Source organism: Sessilibacter sp. MAH1, assembly GCF_054658315.1.
Genome location: NZ_BAAGIC010000010.1, coordinates 38,327 through 58,099, shown reverse-complemented (window position 1 = coordinate 58,099; position 19,773 = coordinate 38,327). Strand labels below are relative to the sequence as shown.

At 48.8% G+C, this 19,773-nt stretch carries 20 protein-coding genes; 5 read left to right on the top strand and 15 right to left on the bottom strand.

What is annotated here, in order from left to right; translation table 11 throughout:
* Positions 1-97: 97 nt before the first annotated feature.
* Positions 98-1,330 carry an MFS transporter gene (locus ACYQ28_RS11330; protein WP_460051865.1) on the bottom strand — a complete coding sequence of 411 codons (1,233 nt, stop codon included), beginning with the start codon at positions 1,328-1,330 and terminating at the stop codon, positions 98-100.
* A gap of 222 nt (positions 1,331-1,552) precedes the next feature.
* Here ACYQ28_RS11330 and ACYQ28_RS11325 point away from each other — a divergent pair, with 222 nt between their 5' ends.
* Positions 1,553-2,518, top strand: a complete 966-nt coding sequence (locus tag ACYQ28_RS11325; RefSeq protein WP_460051866.1) for a hypothetical protein — start codon at positions 1,553-1,555, stop codon at positions 2,516-2,518.
* Positions 2,519-2,536: 18 nt separating this feature from the next.
* Here the strand turns inward: ACYQ28_RS11325 and ACYQ28_RS11320 are convergent, their stop codons facing one another.
* From ACYQ28_RS11320 to zwf, 10 genes are all read right to left on the bottom strand, one after another.
* Positions 2,537-3,580 carry a LacI family DNA-binding transcriptional regulator gene (locus tag ACYQ28_RS11320; protein ID WP_460051868.1) on the bottom strand — a complete coding sequence of 348 codons (1,044 nt, stop codon included), beginning with the start codon at positions 3,578-3,580 and terminating at the stop codon, positions 2,537-2,539.
* A gap of 152 nt (positions 3,581-3,732) precedes the next feature.
* Positions 3,733-4,806, bottom strand: coding sequence for a carbohydrate kinase family protein (locus ACYQ28_RS11315; RefSeq protein ID WP_460051870.1), 1,074 nt, complete (start codon positions 4,804-4,806; stop codon positions 3,733-3,735).
* A complete protein-coding gene (gene pgi / locus ACYQ28_RS11310; RefSeq protein ID WP_460051871.1) occupies positions 4,784-6,430 on the bottom strand; it encodes a glucose-6-phosphate isomerase in 1,647 nt (548 codons plus the stop codon). Before pgi ends, ACYQ28_RS11315 begins: the two co-directional genes overlap by 23 nt.
* 68 nt (positions 6,431-6,498) lie before the next feature.
* Positions 6,499-7,932: a pyruvate kinase gene (gene pyk / locus ACYQ28_RS11305; protein ID WP_460051873.1), complete on the bottom strand. Its 1,434-nt coding sequence runs from the start codon at positions 7,930-7,932 to the stop codon at positions 6,499-6,501.
* A gap of 31 nt (positions 7,933-7,963) precedes the next feature.
* Entirely contained in the window at positions 7,964-8,995 is a 1,032-nt protein-coding gene (gap, locus tag ACYQ28_RS11300; RefSeq protein ID WP_460051874.1) for a type I glyceraldehyde-3-phosphate dehydrogenase, read from the bottom strand.
* Positions 8,996-9,252: 257 nt separating this feature from the next.
* Positions 9,253-9,882 carry a bifunctional 4-hydroxy-2-oxoglutarate aldolase/2-dehydro-3-deoxy-phosphogluconate aldolase gene (locus ACYQ28_RS11295; RefSeq protein WP_460051875.1) on the bottom strand — a complete coding sequence of 210 codons (630 nt, stop codon included), beginning with the start codon at positions 9,880-9,882 and terminating at the stop codon, positions 9,253-9,255.
* 13 nt (positions 9,883-9,895) lie between these two features.
* Positions 9,896-10,903 (bottom strand): glucokinase, encoded by a 1,008-nt coding sequence (glk, locus tag ACYQ28_RS11290; protein ID WP_460051877.1) that lies wholly within the window; start codon positions 10,901-10,903, stop codon positions 9,896-9,898.
* Position 10,904: 1 nt separating this feature from the next.
* A complete protein-coding gene (gene edd / locus ACYQ28_RS11285) occupies positions 10,905-12,731 on the bottom strand; it encodes a phosphogluconate dehydratase (RefSeq protein ID WP_460051878.1) in 1,827 nt (608 codons plus the stop codon).
* A 13-nt stretch (positions 12,732-12,744) separates the two neighbouring features.
* Complete coding sequence (gene pgl / locus ACYQ28_RS11280; protein WP_460051880.1) at positions 12,745-13,461, bottom strand: 6-phosphogluconolactonase; 717 nt, start codon at positions 13,459-13,461, stop codon at positions 12,745-12,747.
* 17 nt (positions 13,462-13,478) lie between these two features.
* Positions 13,479-14,912, bottom strand: a complete 1,434-nt coding sequence (gene zwf / locus ACYQ28_RS11275) for a glucose-6-phosphate dehydrogenase (RefSeq protein WP_460051881.1) — start codon at positions 14,910-14,912, stop codon at positions 13,479-13,481.
* Positions 14,913-15,201: 289 nt separating this feature from the next.
* On the opposite strand from zwf, the gene ACYQ28_RS11270 reads away from it, so the two are divergent.
* Entirely contained in the window at positions 15,202-16,230 is a 1,029-nt protein-coding gene (locus ACYQ28_RS11270; RefSeq protein WP_460051882.1) for a LacI family DNA-binding transcriptional regulator, read from the top strand.
* A gap of 19 nt (positions 16,231-16,249) precedes the next feature.
* On the top strand, positions 16,250-16,624 hold the full coding sequence (locus ACYQ28_RS11265) for a methylglyoxal synthase (RefSeq protein WP_460051884.1): 375 nt from the start codon (positions 16,250-16,252) through the stop codon (positions 16,622-16,624).
* Between the two features lie 430 nt (positions 16,625-17,054).
* On the opposite strand, the gene ACYQ28_RS11260 is transcribed toward ACYQ28_RS11265, so the two are convergent.
* From ACYQ28_RS11260 to ACYQ28_RS11250, 3 genes are all read right to left on the bottom strand, one after another.
* On the bottom strand, positions 17,055-17,204 hold the full coding sequence (locus ACYQ28_RS11260; RefSeq protein WP_460051885.1) for a hypothetical protein: 150 nt from the start codon (positions 17,202-17,204) through the stop codon (positions 17,055-17,057).
* Positions 17,194-17,385 carry a hypothetical protein gene (locus tag ACYQ28_RS11255; RefSeq protein ID WP_460051887.1) on the bottom strand — a complete coding sequence of 64 codons (192 nt, stop codon included), beginning with the start codon at positions 17,383-17,385 and terminating at the stop codon, positions 17,194-17,196. Before ACYQ28_RS11255 ends, ACYQ28_RS11260 begins: the two co-directional genes overlap by 11 nt.
* A 108-nt stretch (positions 17,386-17,493) precedes the next feature.
* Positions 17,494-17,871 (bottom strand): glutathione S-transferase N-terminal domain-containing protein, encoded by a 378-nt coding sequence (locus ACYQ28_RS11250; protein WP_460051888.1) that lies wholly within the window; start codon positions 17,869-17,871, stop codon positions 17,494-17,496.
* Between the two features lie 287 nt (positions 17,872-18,158).
* Between ACYQ28_RS11250 and ACYQ28_RS11245 the strand changes: the two genes are divergently transcribed.
* Positions 18,159-18,335, top strand: coding sequence for a hypothetical protein (locus ACYQ28_RS11245; RefSeq protein ID WP_460051890.1), 177 nt, complete (start codon positions 18,159-18,161; stop codon positions 18,333-18,335).
* Positions 18,328-18,456, top strand: a complete 129-nt coding sequence (locus ACYQ28_RS11240; RefSeq protein WP_460051891.1) for a hypothetical protein — start codon at positions 18,328-18,330, stop codon at positions 18,454-18,456. The genes ACYQ28_RS11245 and ACYQ28_RS11240 overlap by 8 nt, the downstream gene beginning before the upstream one ends.
* 131 nt (positions 18,457-18,587) lie before the next feature.
* Here ACYQ28_RS11240 and fadA read toward each other — a convergent pair whose 3' ends face one another.
* On the bottom strand, positions 18,588-19,766 hold the full coding sequence (fadA, locus tag ACYQ28_RS11235) for an acetyl-CoA C-acyltransferase FadA (protein ID WP_460051893.1): 1,179 nt from the start codon (positions 19,764-19,766) through the stop codon (positions 18,588-18,590).
* Between the last annotated feature and the right edge of the window lie 7 nt (positions 19,767-19,773).

Sequence of the window (19,773 nt, the reverse complement as noted above, 5' to 3'; positions counted from 1 at the left end):
CAACCACCGGCACAGTTGATTCACTTTTGCATCGAAATGAGGATTACAATCGATTGCAATTTTGGAGTAGATTTCTTTTATTATTCTTAGACCGAATTTAACTGCTGAATTGTTGTAGCGTTTGAGCGTTTAATTGTTTCGCAGCAGGGTTGCGAATTAAATTTAAAACCATACCAAGAAATAATAGACCAGCCATGAACGCTGCAAAATAAAAACCGTAGCGAACATGCCCAAACCAGTCACTTACTGCGCCCATTAATAACGGCGAAACAGCGGCAGATAATGCGGTAAAAAATAAAATCACACCGGCAACCGTTCCGTGTTGTGATTTTGGAAAACAACTGATGCCTTTGGAATTTAACGTTGGATACATCATCGACATAAATACGCCGGATAACGGTAATAGGAAAATTGCAAAATCAACACCCAGTACCATGGCACCCAAATAACACGCGAATATGCAACCGCTGAAAAGTGCCATTACGTGAGTCCAATCAAAATATCGCAATACCCACGCCCCCAAAAAACGACCCGCAGCGCGCACAATAAAAAATGCGGTTAATGCGTAGGTCGCCATCCATCCGTATTCGCCGTCATAGCCGCGAAAAAGCGTTGGCATCCACACATAAATTGCTACTTCTGTTGCCACGTATAAAAAAATCGCGAACGAAAAACCTAATGCGTAAGGGTTTTTCATCATGGGTAGGGTTTGTTTAAAGCTCACCGGTTCTGAACAGGTTTTGATGGTTTGCGGATAACGCGCAAGAGCTGCGGCAATAATTAATGCTGAACAAATAACACCAGCCACTAAATACAGATATTTCCACGACATGCCATTTTGCAATAGATAGGCAACGACCGCCGGGCCAACAATAGCGCCAACGCCAAAAAAGCCTTCTACCATGTTCATGTTTGAGGAATGTGCCCGAGTTGAACTGGAGATATCACCAACCATGGCCAAGGCGCCGGTTTTAAAAATCCCAATAGCCACGCCACAAAATACTAATAAAGCCACGAAAGAATAAAACGATGACGCCACCATAAATAGCCAACAGGCTATCGCAAATACGGCCAATCCTATAATTATGGTGGCTTTTCTGCCGATGCGATCTGCTAAAAATCCGAGTAATAAACCACTTAAACCAATGGCTGCCATGGATGCGTAATGGAACGAGCTTGCGGCCGTAAGACTTAAGTTAAATTCTTCAATAATGACAGGGATGATTTCGCCAACTGCGTCTGTGGTCATGCCAAACATCATGAACATCAGATAGGTCAACCAACGAATGAGAGTTCCATTGGCGGCGGGAATCGGGTTGGAAGTAGACACTTGAAGCCTCCGATTTAGGGGGTGTTATCTACCCCTCGTTTTATTGTTATGTGGTGCATTACACAGTAATGCAGAACAAATTGCAAACGATTGCAAAAAAATTTTGCAATCGTTTGCATGACCATCTATCTTAGAGCCATTAACGGCGCCCTACTTACATTTAAATAATAACGAGCGCGTCGGTTTCACTTCTATTCTCTTACGATCTATAGGGATACTTTCATGGCTTTTGATCTTACCGATAAATGGGTTTGGGATTTCTGGTTTGCCGTCGATGGCGACGATTACCATATGTTTTATCTGCAATCAGATAGAAAACTTCATCCTGATGATCGGCATTGGCATGTCAGTATCGGCCACGCAATATCTCAAGATTTAAACCAATGGCAGGTTCTGCCCGACGCTATTGCACCTTCTCCTATGGACGAGAACACGGAGGAGCCGGGTGATACCAAAACCACTTGGACTGGCTCTGTTATTAAAGAAGGGGATCTTTGGTATCTCTTTTACACCGGTGGAAGACAGTCGGAAAACGGCCTGATTCAGCGCGTGTGCTTGGCAACTTCGCACGATCTAATCACTTGGCAAAAACACCCCGCCAACCCGTTGATCGGTGTCGATACGCACTGGTACGACTGCATTAATCTTGATCTCTGGCACGACGAGTCTTGGCGTGATCCTTGGGTATTCAAAGATGAACACGAACATCTGTACCACATGTTGATTACCTGTCGAGTCAATAAGGGCGAACCCGCCGGACGTGGCGCTATTGGTTATGCGTCGTCGCGAGATTTAATTCACTGGGAAGCCGGACCACCGATTTTTGCACCGGGTCTTTTTGGTGAGATGGAAGTGCCACAAGTGGCGCTGATTGGTGGGCGTTATTACTTATTTTGTTCTGTGTCTGTTAGGTACCACGCTTCGGCTGATGACTCGAATCCACAAACCGGATTGAAGTACTTTCCGGGGACGAGTCCTCTCGGCCCTTTTTCCGTTGAGGGCAGCGGCTTTCTGGGTGCAGACACCATTGGCAGTCTTTATGCCGGTAAAGTTATTCAAGGCCCAGATAAACACTGGTACTTTATGGCGTTTAGAAATCTCGACAGCAACGGAAACTTTGTCAGCGGTATTTGCTCACCCAAACGAATTGAGCAAAACCCCGATGGCAGCTTGATCTTGGTTGAGTAGGGAGACGGATTTTTAACGTTATTTTTTCGCAGACGGAACGCTAGAGGCGCGAACAACCAGCTCAGGCACCATTTCAATGTGCTTGGGCTTTTCACCCGCCATAGCGGATAACACGTTATCCACCAGCAAAGGCCCGGCATCGATATGGTTTTGGCGGATGGTCGTTAACGATGGATTGTACAAAGACGCCATAGCGATGTCGTCGTAACCAACAATCGCCACATCCTCCGGCACGCGAAGTCCTTCTTCTTGCAGCGCCTGTAACGCGGCAATGGCATACACATCACTCACCGCAAAGATGGCATCGAACTCAACTCCCGAGCGAATCAATTCGCGTGTGGTTTGATAACCCACGTCTTTACCTGCCAGTGCGATACGCTCTAATCCAGGTGACACATCTAAACCGAATTCACGCAGGGCGCGACGATAACCTTGGTCGCGCAATTTGATTTCCGGCTGATTGGAATAGCCCAAAAAGGCGATGCGGCGGCGACCAATATTCAACAGATGACTGGTTGCTCTAAAGCCGCCCTCTTCGTTATCGGTACCCACGGTTGAGTAGCTTTGATCGTCGGAAATCTTAGCACCCCAAACCGAGATAAATGGAAAGCTCTTGGCAATGTCGTTGATATGAACATGCTGTCCACCTTGGCCGATTAAAATCACGCCGTCGGTAGTATGAGACTGCACAAAGTCTTTCAGCCAATCCCCCGAAATCGCCCGAGTGCTGGCCAACAACAATTGGTGCCCGCGACTATCTACGGCTTCGGCCACCGACGACATAATTTCCATAAAGAACGGATCGGACAGACTCCAATCACCGCGATGGGCGGCAGGGAGCAGAAATGCAAACGTCAGGCAATCTTTTTTGCGGAAGTTTCGCGCGCGGGTATTGACCCGATAATTGTGTTCTTGGGCGATTCGGTTAACCAAATCCCGGGTTTTCTCGTTGACCAGCTCACTGCCTGATAACGCCCGTGAAACGGTAGACACAGACACACCGGCTAACCGAGCGATATCGGTCATTTGCGTGAGTTGGGGAGACTTAGTTTTCGACGACATATCCTGCTGTAAAACCGACTGTGGAACTGCTGTTACTGACGGTGTATACAGAAAAGGGGGCGAAGTTGCAACAAAGCACCGCCCTTCCAGCGTGTGCACAGCAAGCGATCAAAGCCGGTAAAAAGCCCAATCATTGACACTCTACAGAGTTGTTATATTTGCTGTTCAAGTAATGCATCGAGTTCTGTTTTACTCGGTGGTTGGCAACCTTTGCGAGTGATGTTTATCGCTGCTGCTGTGCATCCTTGACGCAAGGCTTTCGCTAATACGTCTAAAGAGGTTTTTGGCAGAAGCTCTGAGGTTAAGCAGCCACTTGCAAACAGCGACGCCAAAAGCCCCGCCTGAAAACAATCACCGGCACCAACGGTATCAACAACGTTGCTGACGTTGAGACCCGCACAACGAACCAAACCTGCCGAATTCAACGCAATGGCGCCCTCTGATCCCAACGTGATGATCGCGAGGCCACCGTTCATGAGACTCAGTAATTGTTCGCATTGTTGTTCAGGACAGCCGTCTAATCCCAACAACATCAGATCTTCATCGCTGGCTTTCACCAAGTCAGACAAAGGCAGTAGCGATTTCACCGCTGCGATGTATCCGGCGGTATCGGCAACTACGCCGGGACGCATGTTGATATCGATGCTGATCAAAATACCGCGTCCGCGCGCGACGGTTAAAATGTCGCGAATTTTCTCCGCCTCTTCGGGCACGATCGCCAAAGAACCGGTGTGAATCACCTGCACACCTTGCGGCAGATTTGCCAGTAGCGCTTGGGCGGTAAAATCGCGATCGGCAACACCGTCGCGGTATAAACTGTAGCTCGGCTGGCCTTGGTCGTTCTTACTCACCACCGCTAGCGACGTCGGCCTATCCGAGCGAAAATCATCGTTAAGGAGCACACCTTCAAGCAGCAATGCCGCTGTTAGTTGATCACCAAAAGCGTCGCGCGATAACGGTGAAAGATAACAACTCGGTGCTCGCAATCGACCAAGGGCACGAACCACATTAAACGGCGATCCGCCAACCATCGGATACAATGTGCCATTGGTTTCAAGCATCATATCCATCAATGCTTCGCCGATAATACCTATCACTGTTGCACCTCTTGCGGTTGTCGTGTCGTTGGTTTTAATGTTGTCGGTTGTAGTGCTGTTGTTCGCCATTGCTCGGTTGCTGTGAGCGGGAGACGAGTGTTTAACATCACGTGTTACTCTCGTGGTCATTGTCTCCCTGAACCGCTTGGAAGCGCCGAATCAAGTTTTGGGTAGAGGCATCAAAGTCTCCGGCATCACCAAGATCCGTCATGACCGCTGAAATTAAGGTGCTGATTTTTTTACCCAACTCAACGCCCCATTGATCAAAGGGATTGATGTCCCACAGAACACTTTGCACAAACACCTTGTGTTCGTACAAGGCGATTAACGCCCCGAGGTTTTTTGGCGTCAGCTGATTCATCAAAATCGTGTTGGTCGGGCGATTTCCTTCCATGACCTTGTGATCGGCGAGCCGCTCGGATTCTTCTTCGCTATAACCAATGTCTAAAAACTCTTGCTTGGCTTGCTCTCCGGTTTTGCCCACCATCAAGGCGTAACTTTGGCTTAAACAGTTAGCAAATAAATGAATTTGATGCGCGCCATGCTCATGATTAGCCTTCATCGGCGCAATAAAATCGACGGGTACTAGCCGAGTACCTTGGTGTAGCAGTTGATGAAAACTGTGCTGGCCATTGGTACCGGCTTCGCCCCAAATAATCGGCCCGGTGGTGTATTTGACAAGCCCATCACGGCTCGCCGATTTGCCGTTACTTTCCATATCCAATTGCTGGAGATACTTAGGAAAGGTGCGCAAATCGTGGGCGTAGGGAATCACCGCATGGCTCTCGGCCTCCCAGTAATTGGCGTACCAAACACCAAGCACCGCAAGAATGACCGGCATGTTGCTTTCAAAAGGCTGGCTGGCAAAGTGCGTGTCCATATCTCGGGCGCCGGCCAGGAGGGCTTTGAAGTGATCCATGCCCACGCCCAGGGCGATGGGTAAACCAATGGACGACCACAACGAATAACGACCACCAACCCAATCCCACATGGGAAAGACATTGTCTTCACAAATACCGAACGCTACCGCATTGGCAACGTTGGATGTGGTGGCGACAAAGTGTTTAGAGATATCGGCATTGTCACCCATGGCATCGATAAGCCAACTGCGCGCGGTCGTGGCGTTTGTGAGTGTTTCTAGAGTGGTGAAGGTTTTTGACGCCACCACAAATAAGGTCGATTCGGGATTAGCGACTTCTAGCTTGGCAAGCAAATCGGCGGCATCCACATTCGAGACAAACTGACAGCGGATGCCTTTATGGCGATAGGCTCTTAATGCTTGGGTGACCATTAATGGGCCTAAATCCGAGCCGCCGATACCGATGTTAATAACATCCGTGATGGTTTTACCCGTTGCCCCAAGCCAGCGCCCACTGTGGACTGAGTCCACAAATGCCGCCATCTGGGCCTGCGCAGCCATGATGAGCGCTTGCTTGTCGACGGGCGTTTGCACCGCGCCGCGCAATGCGGTGTGTAGCGCTGGGCGTTTTTCGGTGTAATTGACAAGCTCGCCCGAAAACAAGGCTTGAATCTTCTCCGGCAGCCCTTTTTCTCGAACGGTTGCCAGCAACAATCCCATCACACGCTCGTTGACGCGGTTTTTCGAATAATCCAAATACAGCCCCGACGCCACGCAGGAAAATCGTTCCACGCGCTGGGCGTCTTCGACAAACAAGCTGACCAACGACTGTGACGCCAATACCTCTTGCAGCGCCTGCAGATCGTCGTTGTGCATAAACGTTGGCATAGACATGGTTTGAGCCTAAAAATAGTGAGCATCAACAGCGCTGTCAATCGACGCTGTTTTCTATAGGTGGCGAGTTAAGACACCGCCAGGATTTTTAAGGTGTTGGTACCGCCTTGTACATGGGCCTGATCACCTTGAGAAACCAAGACAAAATCTCCGCGGGCAACAATACCTTGGGATTTCAGCAATTCCACCACCGACTCGCCCGTAGTGTGTTGACCGTTATCATCGTCGTACCACAAGCTGTACACACCTCGGTACAAGGCCACACGACTTAAGGTATCGGCCCGATTGGAACAGGCAAAAATCGGCAGCCCTGAACTGATTCTAGACATCAACAGCGGCGTATTGCCAGATTCCGTCAGACAAACAATGGCTCTTACATTCTTGAGATGATTGGCGGTATACATCGCCGCCATGGCAATAGACTCACCGGCGTGGGAAAATTCTTGATGGATTCTGTGCGCCGAGCGCTGAATGCTACGCTCACGCTCCGCCCCCAAAATCACGCGCGCCATGGCCTCCACGGTTTTGACCGGATACTTGCCCGCGGCGGTTTCCGCCGAACACATCACCGCATCGGTGCCGTCGAGCACGGCGTTGGCGACATCCATTACTTCGGCACGGGTCGGCAGCGGGCTGTTGATCATGGATTCCATCATTTGGGTGGCGGTAATCACCGCGCGATTAAGTTGACGCGAGCGACTGATAATGCGCTTTTGCACCCCCACTAATGCGGCGTCACCGATTTCGACACCAAGATCACCACGCGCCACCATCACCGCGTCAGACGCGAGGATAATACCGTCGAGGGTTTCGGCATCGGCAACCGCTTCGGCACGTTCGATTTTCGCCACCAAGTGCGCCTTAGAACCCGCTGCGGTTAGCAGCTGTCGAGCTTGGTTCATATCTTCACCACTGCGGGGAAACGATACCGCTACGTAATCGACGCCAATCTCAGCGGCGAGCTTGATATCGGCCCTGTCTTTCTCGGTCAGCGCCGGCGCGCTTAGGCCGCCGCCCTGGCGATTGATACCCTTGTTGTTTGATAGGGGGCCGCCGTTGACCACAATGCATTCGAGGCGAGTGCCAGCGATACGCTCAACACGTAAAACCACGCGTCCGTCATCGAGTAAAAGAAGATCGTCAGCCTTGCAGTCGTTGGGCAGCTCAGGGTAATCAATACCCACTTGCGTGATATCACCGTCGTCGCGTCCCAGTGAGGCATCCAACGCGAAACAATCACCCTCAGCCAACTCAATAGGCCCGTCTTTAAAGCGCGCAATGCGAATTTTAGGTCCTTGCAAATCCCCTAAAATCGCCACTGAGCGTTTGCATTCAGCGGCCAGCTTGCGAACTAAGCATGCGCGGTTGCGATGGTCTTCCGGATTACCGTGGGAAAAATTCAGCCGTACCGTATCGGCGCCCGCCTGAATAAGTGCGCGCAATACCGGTTCTGAATCCGTTGCGGGACCCAACGTGGTTACAATTTTGGTTCTACGTAACATGTTCGAACTCACCTGTGCAATGCCGACCAATTTAAAACGTACTGGCTAACGCCAGCGTGTTATCGAGCATGCGATTGGCAAAACCCCACTCGTTGTCGTACCACGCGAGTACTTTCACCAAATTACCTTGCACCCGTGTATGGCTAGCATCGAAATTACAAGACGCGAGGCTGTGGTTGTAATCAATGGAGACCAAGGGCGCTTCGCTGTAATTGAGCACACACCCAAGTTCACCCTGCGCGGCCTCAGCCATCAGGCTGTTGATTTCATCAACGCTGGTTGCTCTTGCTGCATCAAAGGTGAAATCCACCAAACTGACATTGATGGTCGGTACTCGCACCGCCAGACCATCTAAGCGGCCGGCCAATTCAGGCAAGACCAAACCAATCGCTTGAGCAGCGCCGGTTTTGGTGGGAATCATTGATTGCGTAGCGCTGCGTGCACGGTACAAGTCGGTGTGATAAACATCACTGAGCTTCTGATCGTTGGTGTAGCTGTGAATGGTGGTCATCAATCCGCGTTCAATACCGATGGCTCGATTGAGTACCGACGCCAGTGGCGCCAAGCAATTGGTGGTACAAGAAGCGTTGGAAATAATCTGATGATCGCGGTTTAACGCTTTGTGATTAATACCGTAAACCACGGTGGCATCCATGTTTTTGCCCGGCGCCGAGACAATGACTTTTTTCGCACCCGCCTCAATGTGTCCGGCAGCCGCTGCACGATCGGTAAATAATCCGGTGCACTCCAACACCACATCGACGTCGAGTTCTTTCCAAGGCAAGTCTTTTGGGGAGCGCTCCTGTACACAGCGGATTCGATCTCCGTTGACCAACAGGCTATCGCCCTCTACCGATACGTCTCCGGCAAAGCGACCGTGAACACTATCGTACTGGGTCAGATGCGCGTTAATGCTGGCATCGCCGAGGTCGTTAATGGCAACGATTTCGATCTGATCGTTGTCGTTACCTTTGTAGTTACTTTTGTAGTTACCTTCGTAGCAGGCACGCAGAATATTTCGGCCAATACGGCCAAAGCCATTGATTGCAACACGTGTAGACATTGTTCACCTCAACACATTTGAATTAATTTTTATCGTTATTATTTTTGTATGCCCGCCTCAAACCGAGCCAAAACCCCGCGCGAGCAACAGGTTCAGCGCTTAAAGCTGGTCGTTTGAGCGTCACGAGCTTTCGGCATTGTTTGAAAACGCAGAGCCTCATTAAGCTATCTGCCCCAGGGCATTTTTTAGGGGCGCTTTTAACGGATATTTTTTGATTACAAACGAGGCGCTAAACGCCTCTGTGATTTTTCGAATACTTAAGGGGCTAATTTCGAGGCTTCTTTAGCCAACTCGGTGATGGCTTGCCAATCCCCCGCAGCGACCAAATCTTTCGGCACCATCCAAGAGCCGCCAACACAGGCAACGTTGGCCAAAGCCAAATATTTAGGGGCAAGTTCCGGGGTGATGCCACCGGTTGGGCAGAACCTTAAATCCGGCAGAGGCCCTGCCAACGATTTCAACATGGCTACACCACCGGCGGCCTCGGCGGGAAAAAACTTCATGCGCGTGATGCCACGCTCTCTCAAGCGCATGGCTTCGCTGGCGGTAGCAACGCCCGGTAAAATTTCGATGGGTGACGCCTCAGCGGCATCAAGCAGTTTTTCGGTGGAACCTGGACTCACCATAAAACAGGCGCCAGCTTTAACAACATCGGTGACCTGTTCGGGCGTGGTCACGGTACCGGCTCCGACGTATGCGTCTGGCACTTTTTCGGCGATCAGCTCAATCGCGGCCATGGCACAGTCACTGCGCAAGGTGATCTCCAATACCTTCAAACCACCGGCAACGAGTGCTTCGGCCAGCGGTAATGCTTGAGATATCTCGTCAATCACAATGACCGGAATGACCGGAGATGCAGACATAATTTCTTCGAGTGAGGCTTTCACTGTTTGTCTCCTGTTAGCGGGAGTAAGTATTTGTAAGACCTATTTGGTCGATAAGTAAGTGTGCGGCACCAACCAACGCCGGGGTTTGTCCGGTGATCAGATGCAGCGGGGTTTCCGATAAAAGCGGTTGTAATGGGCCTTTGTTTTCAAACGCTGAGATCAAACCACTGTTGGCAATCAGCGATTGAATTTGCGGCAAAATACCACCGGCAAAATAAACACCCGCGAAGGCGCCAAGCGTCAATGCAGCGTTTCCGGCGGCACCGCCCAGAGCACTCAAAAAGACATTCACCGTCTCAAAAGCAATACCTTGAGGGTGCTCGCAAGCCTCGGCGGTGATCTCTGGCGCGCTGCGTAAACGCACGGTTTCACCTCGGATTTTTGCCAGCGCCTGATAGAGCCTCTGAAGGCCCGGCCCCGAAATCAAATCTTCTACTGCCACAAAGCTCAACTCATTACTGAGTACACGGTGGATTTCACGCTCAAGCTCATTGGACGGTGCAAAACTGACATGCCCGGCTTCACCGGGAATTGCCAGCCAACGGCCATTACCCAGCGGTTTTAGTGCGGCAACGCCCAAACCGGTGCCGGGGCCGACAATCAACCTTGGGGTGCTCAACTTGGGCTTTCCAGCACGAAAACACTGTATTTGCGCATCTGGCAAATGAACGGCAGCGTAGGCTTGGGTGACAAAATCATTCACCAACAGCAATTCGTCGAAGGCAAACTGAGTTTTAAGGGTTGAGTAATCGATTTGCCAATCGAGGTTGATGAATTTCACCACATCAGAAACCACAGGGCCTGCAACACCCACACACGCCAATGTCGGCCAATCGGCGTCTAACTCTCGGCGGTAATGCTCAAAAACCTCGGTGGCACTGTCAAATTCGCTACAGAGAAACTGGCGTTGGTGTTTGACGATGATTACACCGGAATCCGGGTCTTCGCAGGCAACACCAAACCGAGCGTTGGTGCCGCCAATATCGGCCACTAAGATTGCAGCAGAGATTCCAGCGTTCACATCAGTACTCGCTCAGTTGCAGCACACTGGCACCTTGATCGGCGTCTGTGGCGTTGGCTCTGAACAAACCGAACAATTCTCGTCCGGTACCACTCTGGCGAGCGCTCAAATCGGGCATGACGGTAATGCGATTGGCCAATACGGTCTCGTCCACAAGCAACTCTAAGGTGCAATTCTTGGCATCTAGGCGAATGACATCGCCGTTGTGTACTTTACTGAGCAAACCACCGGCAACACATTCTGGAGTCACCTGTATGGCAGCGGGGACTTTTCCAGATGCACCAGACATACGGCCATCGGTAACCAACGCCACCTTAAAACCGCGCGATTGCAAAGAACTCAACACCGGCGTGAGTTTGTGCAACTCGGGCATACCATTCGCTCTGGGACCTTGAAAGCGAATGACGGCGACAAAATCTTTGTCCAGAGCACCGGTTCTAAACGCGGCCTCCAGTTCGTTTTGGTCGTCAAACACAATGGCAGGCGCTTCAATAACCCAGTGCTCTGGTTTTACGGCAGAGGTTTTGATGATCGCGCGACCGATATTGCCGGTCAGCAATTTTAGGCCGCCGTCTTCGGAAAACGGCTCACTGGCTGGGCGTAATACATCCGAATCCAACGAAACTTCGGGTGCTGGGCGCCATTCGACTTTATCCCCCACCAAAAACGGCTCGGTACGATAGCTTTGAAGCCCCGGGGTTTCAGCCACAGACAGAATATCCGTGTGCAGCAAACCCGCATCCATCAAGCTCGCCATTAAATAACCCATGCCGCCTGCGGCCTGGAAGTGATTGATATCCGCAGATCCGTTTGGATAAACGCGAGCCAAGAGCGGAATCACTTTCGATAGCTCAGAAAAATCGTCCCACTGCAATTGAATGCCAGCGGCCTTGGCAATGGCCACTAGGTGCATGGTGTGATTGGTTGAGCCACCGGTTGCTAACAAACCAACAACGCCGTTGATGATGGCGCGCTCGTCTATGACTTTACCGATGGGACGATAATCATCACCGAGTGCCGTCAGCTTTAACACCTGCTGAGCGGCAGCTATTGTTAACGCCTCGCGCAACGGCGTATTAGGATTTACAAACGAGGAACCGGGCAAATGCAAGCCCATAATCTCTACCAGCATTTGATTGGAGTTCGCCGTACCATAAAAGGTACAGGTACCCGGCCCGTGGTAGGATTTTGATTCCATCTTCAGCAGTTCTTCGCGACCAACCTTGCCCTCGGCGTAGAGCTGGCGAACTTGGTGTTTTTCGTCGTTAGAAGCGCCTGTGGTCATGGGCCCGCTGGGCACAAAAATACACGGCAAATGGCCAAACGACAGCGCGCCCATCAGCAAACCCGGCACGATCTTGTCGCAAATACCCAAACACAAAACCGCATCAAACATATCATGAGACAAAGCCACGGCAGTGGACATAGCAATCACATCGCGACTGAACAGCGACAACTCCATGCCACTTTGACCCTGGGTAACGCCGTCGCACATGGCTGGTACACCACCGGCAACTTGAGCGACACCACCGGCATCACGCACGGCTTGGCGAATCAACTTTGGCATATCTTCGTAGGGCTGATGGGCCGACAACATGTCGTTATAGGCGGTCACAATGCCCACGTTTGGCTTTTGCTCTCCGGTTAATCCGTCTTTATCGGACGGGTTGCACGCGGCAAAACCGTGGGCGAGATTACCGCAGGATAATCGTTTGCGGCTTGGGCCTTCTCCCGCTGATTTTTCAATTCGGTCTAAATAGATTGTGCGAGTGCGAACACTGCGCTCTTTTAATCGTTCCGTTACTTCGCTAACCAATTCATGCAACATAAGAATTCCTCTATCAAGGCGCCCAAAAGACAGAAACCGTCACTTTGGCATCTGTCAACAGCGCCGCTATCGGGCAATCGTCAATGGTGTTTTGCCATGTTTTCGCCGCTTGGTACACCGCTAATTTTTCTGAGCCGGTTATCAATAACACTAGCTCTTTGGCTCGGCAAAGGGTTGCATAGGTCAAACTGAGCCGCTCGGTATACTCGCCGGTCACTGGCGAACGGATCGCGTTAATCGCGCAACAAACGCTCGGATTATCAGGATTTAACCCCTGCTCCAAGCCCTCCGCTCTTGGAAATAACGATGCGGTATGACCATCGGCTCCCATGCCTAAAATCACCAAATCCGCAGGCCAACTCAGCTTAGATTGATACAACTCGGCGACGTCGGCCGCCGCAGCCTGCGCACTGCTGCCGTTTTGTTTCATGGGATAAAAAGCAGCGTCACGGGCTTTATTAAATAATAGGTGCTCACGGATAAAACGTTCATTACTGGCACTGTGATCGGCATTTACCCAGCGCTCATCCACCAAACCCACACCAACACGCGACCAGTCGAGCATGCGGTGAGAAAGCTCTCGATAAAGCGGAGCCGGTGTGGAGCCACCGGAGACCAATAACGACGCCTTACCGCGTTGATCGATGGCGTGAATTAATTGGGCTTCGCAGCGCGCCGCTAAGGTTTGAATGAGTTCGTCGCGATCATCGAAAAAGTGCTCTTCAACCATGGTCTTGCACCCCGCCGTTAATGATCACCAAACCAACCAACACTTTTGTCTGGTCCCCAACTGCCCGCGGCGTATTGCACTGGGTCAATCTGCTCGCTCTGCCAAGCGGCAATAATGGGGTCGATCCAAGCCCAGGCTTGATCAACCTCATCGCGATGCGTGAATAACGCGGGATCACCGCGCACAGCGTCGAGAATCAAACGCTGATAACCATCACTTTTGGTGTATTTAAAGGTGTCGGCAAAGTTGAGATTAAGGGTTGCCGGTTTTAATCGAATCCCTTGGCGATTCAATTCTTTCGACATTAAGGTGAGTTGAATGCGTTCATCGGGCTGTAAACGAATCACCAGCCGATTCGGTTGCAGCGGCCCTGCTTCGGGTTCAAACACGCAGTGAGTAACAGGTTTGTAGTTAATGACGATTTCGGCAAAGCGCTCGGCCAAACGTTTGCCAGTGCGCAAATAAAACGGTACCCCCGCCCAGCGCCAGTTATCAATATGGGCGCGAATAGCGACAAAGGTCTCGGTGCTGCTGGCTCCACCGAGTTCATCCTGATAGCCAGGCACCACTTTACCGCCAACCACACCCGGCCCGTACTGGCCGCGAACCGTGTCTTCGGCGACGTTGGATGCATCGATGGCGCGCAGCGATTTCAATACTTTTAATTTTTCTGCACGAATATTATCGGCATTGAGCTTGGTGGGCGGCTCCATTGTCAGCAGACACATCATCTGCAACAAATGATTTTGCACCATATCTCGAAGGGCGCCGGCACGATCGTAAAAAGAGACTCGGCCTTCTAAACCCACGGTTTCGGCAATGGTAATTTGCACGTTATCGATGCGTTTACAATCCCACAGCGGCTCGAATAAAACGTTGCCAAAGCGCAACGCCATGAGATTTTGTACGGTTTCTTTACCAAGATAATGGTCGATTCGATAGATGGATTCTTCCGGTAAAAACTCGGCGATTCGAGAATTAATCGAGTCGGCGGATTCTCGGTCGTAACCCAAGGGTTTTTCGACCACCACTCGGGTATTTTTATTGAGCAGCTGACAACTGGATAGATGCGCACAGACGTCACCGTATAAGCCCGGTGGAATGGCAAAATAAAATACTCGTGTGCGGCTTTCGTCATCGCCAATGAGCGCTTTGAGTGAATCCCAACGCTCATCGCAGATCGCGAGATCGAGAAAACAGTATGACAACCGCTGAGAAAACGTGCTCCAGTGACTCGACTCAAATTCCTCATCATTTAAGTGCGCACGCAGGGATGCTTCAGCTCGCTCAAGACACTGTTGTTGGCTGACGTCTTCTCGGGAAACCAAAATAATTCGACTGTTTGACGACAGCTGATTGGCAACCACACTGCGGTACAGCGAGGGGATTAACTTGCGTAGTGATAAATCTCCTAAACCTCCGAATACGACAATATCGGCTTCACTTCTCATAATGTTTTCCGCTTGAGTCTGCCTGGCGCAGCGATTCATTGTTCTATTGTTATTCTTCATAAATCACGTTGTGCAACGATTTAATCTTCACACAATGGTAATGACAGCGTTGTCATCCTATTCTCAATTGACAGCGCTGTCAATGCGCAGTACTTTCTAGACTCGGTTAACACGCATCAAGCCGTTTCTGTTACACCGGAAACTACTGATCAAGGCGCAACGCTTTGGGCTGAGCACTTACGCTAACGCTGTTAACAGGCCCTAAACCACCCTAGAAAATTTATCATTTATGGAAACCGAATCAAAAAAAGCCACCATTAACGACGTTGCACGCTTAGCTGAGGTCTCGATCAAAACAGTTTCGAGAGTCATTAACCAAGAACCTAACGTCCGTGCCAGCACCGTTAACAAAGTCCTTACGGCGGCCAAAGCGCTAAATTATCAGCCGAGCAACTTCGCAAGAAGTCTCGCTGGAAACCTGACGTTTAACATTGCACTGGTGTATTCCAACGCAAGCCCAAGTTACATATTTGATGCTCAATCTGGCGCTTTAGAGGCCTGCAAAAAATGGGGTTTTGAATTAATTATTCATCCCTGTGATCACACCGATCCACACTTAACTCGCGAGTTGCTCGCATTGTATGAATCACGCAAGGTCGATGGCATTTTGTTAACCCCGCCAATGTGCGACACGCAAGCGTTAATTCAGGCATTAGATCAACAACAGTTGCCATTCGCCCGCTTGCAACCGGGCGACCCTAGCGCATCAAACGCACCCTTTACCGGAATCGATGAGCGCGCCGCAGCTCGGGAATTAGTCAGACATCTAATTGAATTTGGTCATGAAAAAATCGCCATTATCAGCGGCGATCCAAGCCACGGTGCCGCCTATTTGCGCTTGCAAGGTTATGAAGACGCTATGGCCGAGGCGGGATTTTCGTGCCCCGATACCTACCGCCATCGCGGCCTGTTTGATTTTCAATCCGGTAAAGACAGCTGCGAGCAATGGCTCGCACTACCCAATCCACCCACCGCCATATTCGCCTGCAACGACGCCATGGCCGCAGGCGCTATGCAATACGCATTATCCCAAGGATTAACCCTACCGAAGGATTTATCCATCGTTGGCTTTGACGACAGCCCCACCGCCGAACGCCTTTGGCCACCACTGACCACCGTTAGACTACCGGCCCGAGAAATTGCAAGAAACTGCGCCGATGCATTAATTGCAACAATACGAAAACAAGCACCAGAAAAAATCTCGGGGTTATGCCCGTACAAGATAATTCTTCGAAATTCCGTTGCAAACATAAAATAAATAAAAGAGCAGCCAAAACATGACCATTAAAACCATCGGCTTTGTAGCCCACGACGAAAAAAAAACCGAGCTAGTAAGCTGGGTTGAAAAAAATCAACACCAATTAAAAGACCTTTCGATTCTTTCAACAGGAACTACCGGCGGTTTAATTCAAGAAAAATGTCCGCAACTTAACGTAACACGCTTAAAAAGCGGTCCCCTTGGCGGCGATCAACAACTCGGCGCGGCCATTTGTGAAGCCCGTTTAGACGCAATGGTATTCTTTATCGATCCTTTATCACCGCATCCCCACGACGTGGACGTAAAAGCCTTATTAAGACTGGCCATTCTTTACAACGTACCCTTTGCCTGCAACGTAGCAAGCGCCGATGCCTTAAAAAGCCTACTGCCGTAAAAATCAAAAGGTTTAACAAATACAACCTTAAAATGATTATTATCAACAAACTGTCAGACTAATAATTACGAAAAAAAACCATACAGAAAGGCAAATTAAAATACGCTTTTTATCTTTCACAACATCATAAAGAGATGATTCACTCCGGCCCAAATCCTTATTTCTTAAAAACTTTTAATCAAAAAACCTTAATCAAAAACTCCATTCGGTATTTTTAAATAAAACTCAAGACCGTCAAACAAAAACCAGCTTTTTTATTTATAAATAACCTCTGATTAATAGCGACTGTTAGCCATGTAAGAATGTGTTATCAATTTCAAAAACGATAAGCAACTTAGATTTTGAAGAAATTTTAAATCTTTATCCTCTGACTAAATCGCGCTTTAATCAGAGGTATCTGAAGTATGTCGGGAAGAGAGCATTTAAGCCCTTAGAGGGATTTACCGTTGCGAATTACTTTACGTTTTGTAATCGCAGAAACAGTGTTGTTACGTATTCTTTCTTCTTTGGCATCAACATGTTTCATTGCAGCATCAAGAGCTTTTCGAATATCATAACTTGAGACTGTTTTAGTTTTCATCTTCCTGCTCCCTTTGAATACGGCGAATTTCTAATTCATCTAGCGATTTTCCCGATTGAATTCTATCAGGCTCCTCCGTACTGTTCTCTATGCCTTTTTCATGCCTTTTATTAATTTCTTTAAGACGCGCATCAAGACGCTTTTGAGCATCAAAAAGAGCTTTATCTTTGTTAAAATTCACATTTAGTCAAATTTCATTATGTAATAATGCTTTTCTTAATTATTAAATCTATATATTCGAGGAAAAAGCACTAACGCGGTGAAATTTCAATTTTTATCATGGAGATATTTATCTAATATCTGCAAACTGATTATTCAAGTAAGCAATAATACTTTTTGATTCATACATCCATTCTTCTTTGCCGTCTTCGTGTTGTATGTGTAAACACGGCACTTGGATTTTTCCGCCGCCATTGAGTAATGATTCGCGATATGGTGATCCATTAGTTACGCTGCGGGTTTCTATGGGTAGGTTTAATTTGTACATAGCGCGGCGTGTTTTTACGCAAAACGGGCAGCCCAAAAAGTGATAGAGCTTCATGTTTTTGGTGGCGTTGTTTACTTGGTTTTGACCTTCTGTTGAGCGCTTAACTCGGCTCCAACGGGTAAGTAAATCCAGCCCAACTACCACCGCACCGGTGGCGTTACGTAGTACTTTTACGATCATTGTGTGTTCTCTCCCTAAACTTTGATTTCAGCTATTTTACCGTCACTTTAAGTTAAAAGGCAGGGTTGACTTTCTGTTAGTCTTGCATTTATTTGCCTGCGAGATTAGATGATTGGTAAAAATCTCACCTAAGTTTGTGAAATAGAGATTTTATTCTCATTAATAGAAAAAGTTATCTACTTCACCTTTTTTGACGCCTAAATCTATAGCTCCGATATTTTATTGAATCCAGAATCATCGTTTTTTTGTGTAAATGTATCTAAATCATCGAGAGTTGGAGATTTGTTATGAGCACGGAACCGGACGAGATTAAATCTGCTATAGATCGACTCAAAAAGGCAAAAGTAAAAATCGACGCTAATCACAGTAAATCTAAAGATAAAGAACCAAAGTCGCTTATTAGCGGCAAATTTGATGAGTTAGAGCTTAAACGCCAGCAAAAATATGGAGATGAGGATGACTAAATTGGTAGAAACCCCAAATGTAGCGAAATCTGTAGAAGAGGCAAAAAGTAGATTAAAAAAAGCCGATTTAACAAAAATTCAGTCCAATACCAAATCTGCAAAAAGTAAACGTGGTTACTAAACTTACTTATCGCGTATTTAATACATTAGAAATTTTGTTACGCAAGAGAAAAGTCTTAATTCTGTACATAAAATAAAAACTCCAGTTAAATCAATAGCGATTTAACTGGAGTTCGTGATTGAAGAGAACGATTAATTCAAACGTTCAATCACGGTAGAAATACCTTGTCCCATGCCGATACACATGGTCGCTAAACCAAGGGTGCCGTCTTGTTGATCAAGGGTATTTAACAAGGTTGTGGTGATGCGTGTACCAGAGCAACCTAATGGGTGACCTAGAGCGATGGCGCCGCCTTTTAGGTTCACTTTTTCTTCCATTTTATCGATGAGTTTAAGGCCTTTGAGTACCGATAAGCCTTGCGCCGCGAAGGCTTCGTTTAATTCAACGTAATCAATATCGTCGATTTTTAAGCCCGCACGTTTTAGCGCTTTTTGCGTGGCAGGTACCGGCCCGTAACCCATGATGGATGGATCACAACCGGCAACGGCCATGCTGACAATACGCGCGCGCGGTTTTAGGCCTAGCTCTTGGGCTTTTGCTGCCGAGGTAATTAGCATTGCCGATGCACCGTCGGAGAACGCAGAGGAAGTACCCGCAGTTACGGTACCCACTTTAGGAATAAATACGGGCTTTAGTCCGCTCAATGATTCTACGGTGGTTTCGGGTCGAATAACTTCGTCGTGCTCTAACAAGCTTTTAAAGCCGTTATCGTCGTGACCTTCTACGGGAATAATTTCGTTATCCCAAAGACCGTTTAATTGTGCTTGATAGGCCAATTGATGAGAACGAGCGCCAAACTCATCTTGCATCTCGCGAGAAATACCGTTCATTTTACCGAGCATTTCTGCGGTTAAACCCATCATCATCGCCGCTTTAGCCGCGTATTTTGAGATTTCTGGGTTGATGTCAACGCCGTGCATAATCGAAATATGACCCATGTGCTCAACACCGCCGGCAATAAATACATCGCCGTTACCGGTCATGATGGCTTGTGCACAGGCGTGCAGTGCCGCCATGGATGAGCCGCACAATCTGTTGATGGTTTGCGCCGAAACCGTGTGTGGAATGCCCGCGAGTACGGCGGCATTACGGCCAATGTTAAAACCTTGTTCTTTGGTTTGGTTAACACAGCCCCACATAATGTCTTCGATATCGTTTACGTTTACCGAAGGATGGCGAGCTAGCAAACCTTTCATAACGGCCGCAGACAGAGCTTCTGCACGCACATTTCTGAAAGAACCGTTTTTGGATTTACCCATTGGGGTACGAACGCCGTCGATAATCACGGCATCATTTGGATTTAACGTCATGTCTGTT

Bases quoted from the DNA above. Each gene is read 5' to 3' on its own strand.
- ACYQ28_RS11240 (WP_460051891.1), top strand. From the start codon at position 18,328: ATGACTAAATTGGTAGAAACCCCAAATGTAGCGAAATCTGTAGAAGAG.
- ACYQ28_RS11250 (WP_460051888.1), bottom strand. From the start codon at position 17,871: ATGATCGTAAAAGTACTACGTAACGCCACCGGTGCGGTGGTAGTTGGG.
- pyk (WP_460051873.1), bottom strand. From the start codon at position 7,932: ATGTTACGTAGAACCAAAATTGTAACCACGTTGGGTCCCGCAACGGAT.
- edd (WP_460051878.1), bottom strand. From the start codon at position 12,731: ATGTTGCATGAATTGGTTAGCGAAGTAACGGAACGATTAAAAGAGCGC.
- ACYQ28_RS11320 (WP_460051868.1), bottom strand. From the start codon at position 3,580: ATGTCGTCGAAAACTAAGTCTCCCCAACTCACGCAAATGACCGATATC.
- ACYQ28_RS11265 (WP_460051884.1), top strand. From the start codon at position 16,250: ATGACCATTAAAACCATCGGCTTTGTAGCCCACGACGAAAAAAAAACC.
- ACYQ28_RS11270 (WP_460051882.1), top strand. From the start codon at position 15,202: ATGGAAACCGAATCAAAAAAAGCCACCATTAACGACGTTGCACGCTTA.
- gap (WP_460051874.1), bottom strand. From the start codon at position 8,995: ATGTCTACACGTGTTGCAATCAATGGCTTTGGCCGTATTGGCCGAAAT.
- pgi (WP_460051871.1), bottom strand. From the start codon at position 6,430: ATGTCTATGCCAACGTTTATGCACAACGACGATCTGCAGGCGCTGCAA.
- zwf (WP_460051881.1), bottom strand. From the start codon at position 14,912: ATGAGAAGTGAAGCCGATATTGTCGTATTCGGAGGTTTAGGAGATTTA.
- ACYQ28_RS11315 (WP_460051870.1), bottom strand. From the start codon at position 4,806: ATGACCACGAGAGTAACACGTGATGTTAAACACTCGTCTCCCGCTCAC.
- fadA (WP_460051893.1), bottom strand. From the start codon at position 19,766: ATGACGTTAAATCCAAATGATGCCGTGATTATCGACGGCGTTCGTACC.
- ACYQ28_RS11325 (WP_460051866.1), top strand. From the start codon at position 1,553: ATGGCTTTTGATCTTACCGATAAATGGGTTTGGGATTTCTGGTTTGCC.
- ACYQ28_RS11260 (WP_460051885.1), bottom strand. From the start codon at position 17,204: ATGAAAACTAAAACAGTCTCAAGTTATGATATTCGAAAAGCTCTTGAT.
- pgl (WP_460051880.1), bottom strand. From the start codon at position 13,461: ATGGTTGAAGAGCACTTTTTCGATGATCGCGACGAACTCATTCAAACC.
- ACYQ28_RS11245 (WP_460051890.1), top strand. From the start codon at position 18,159: ATGAGCACGGAACCGGACGAGATTAAATCTGCTATAGATCGACTCAAA.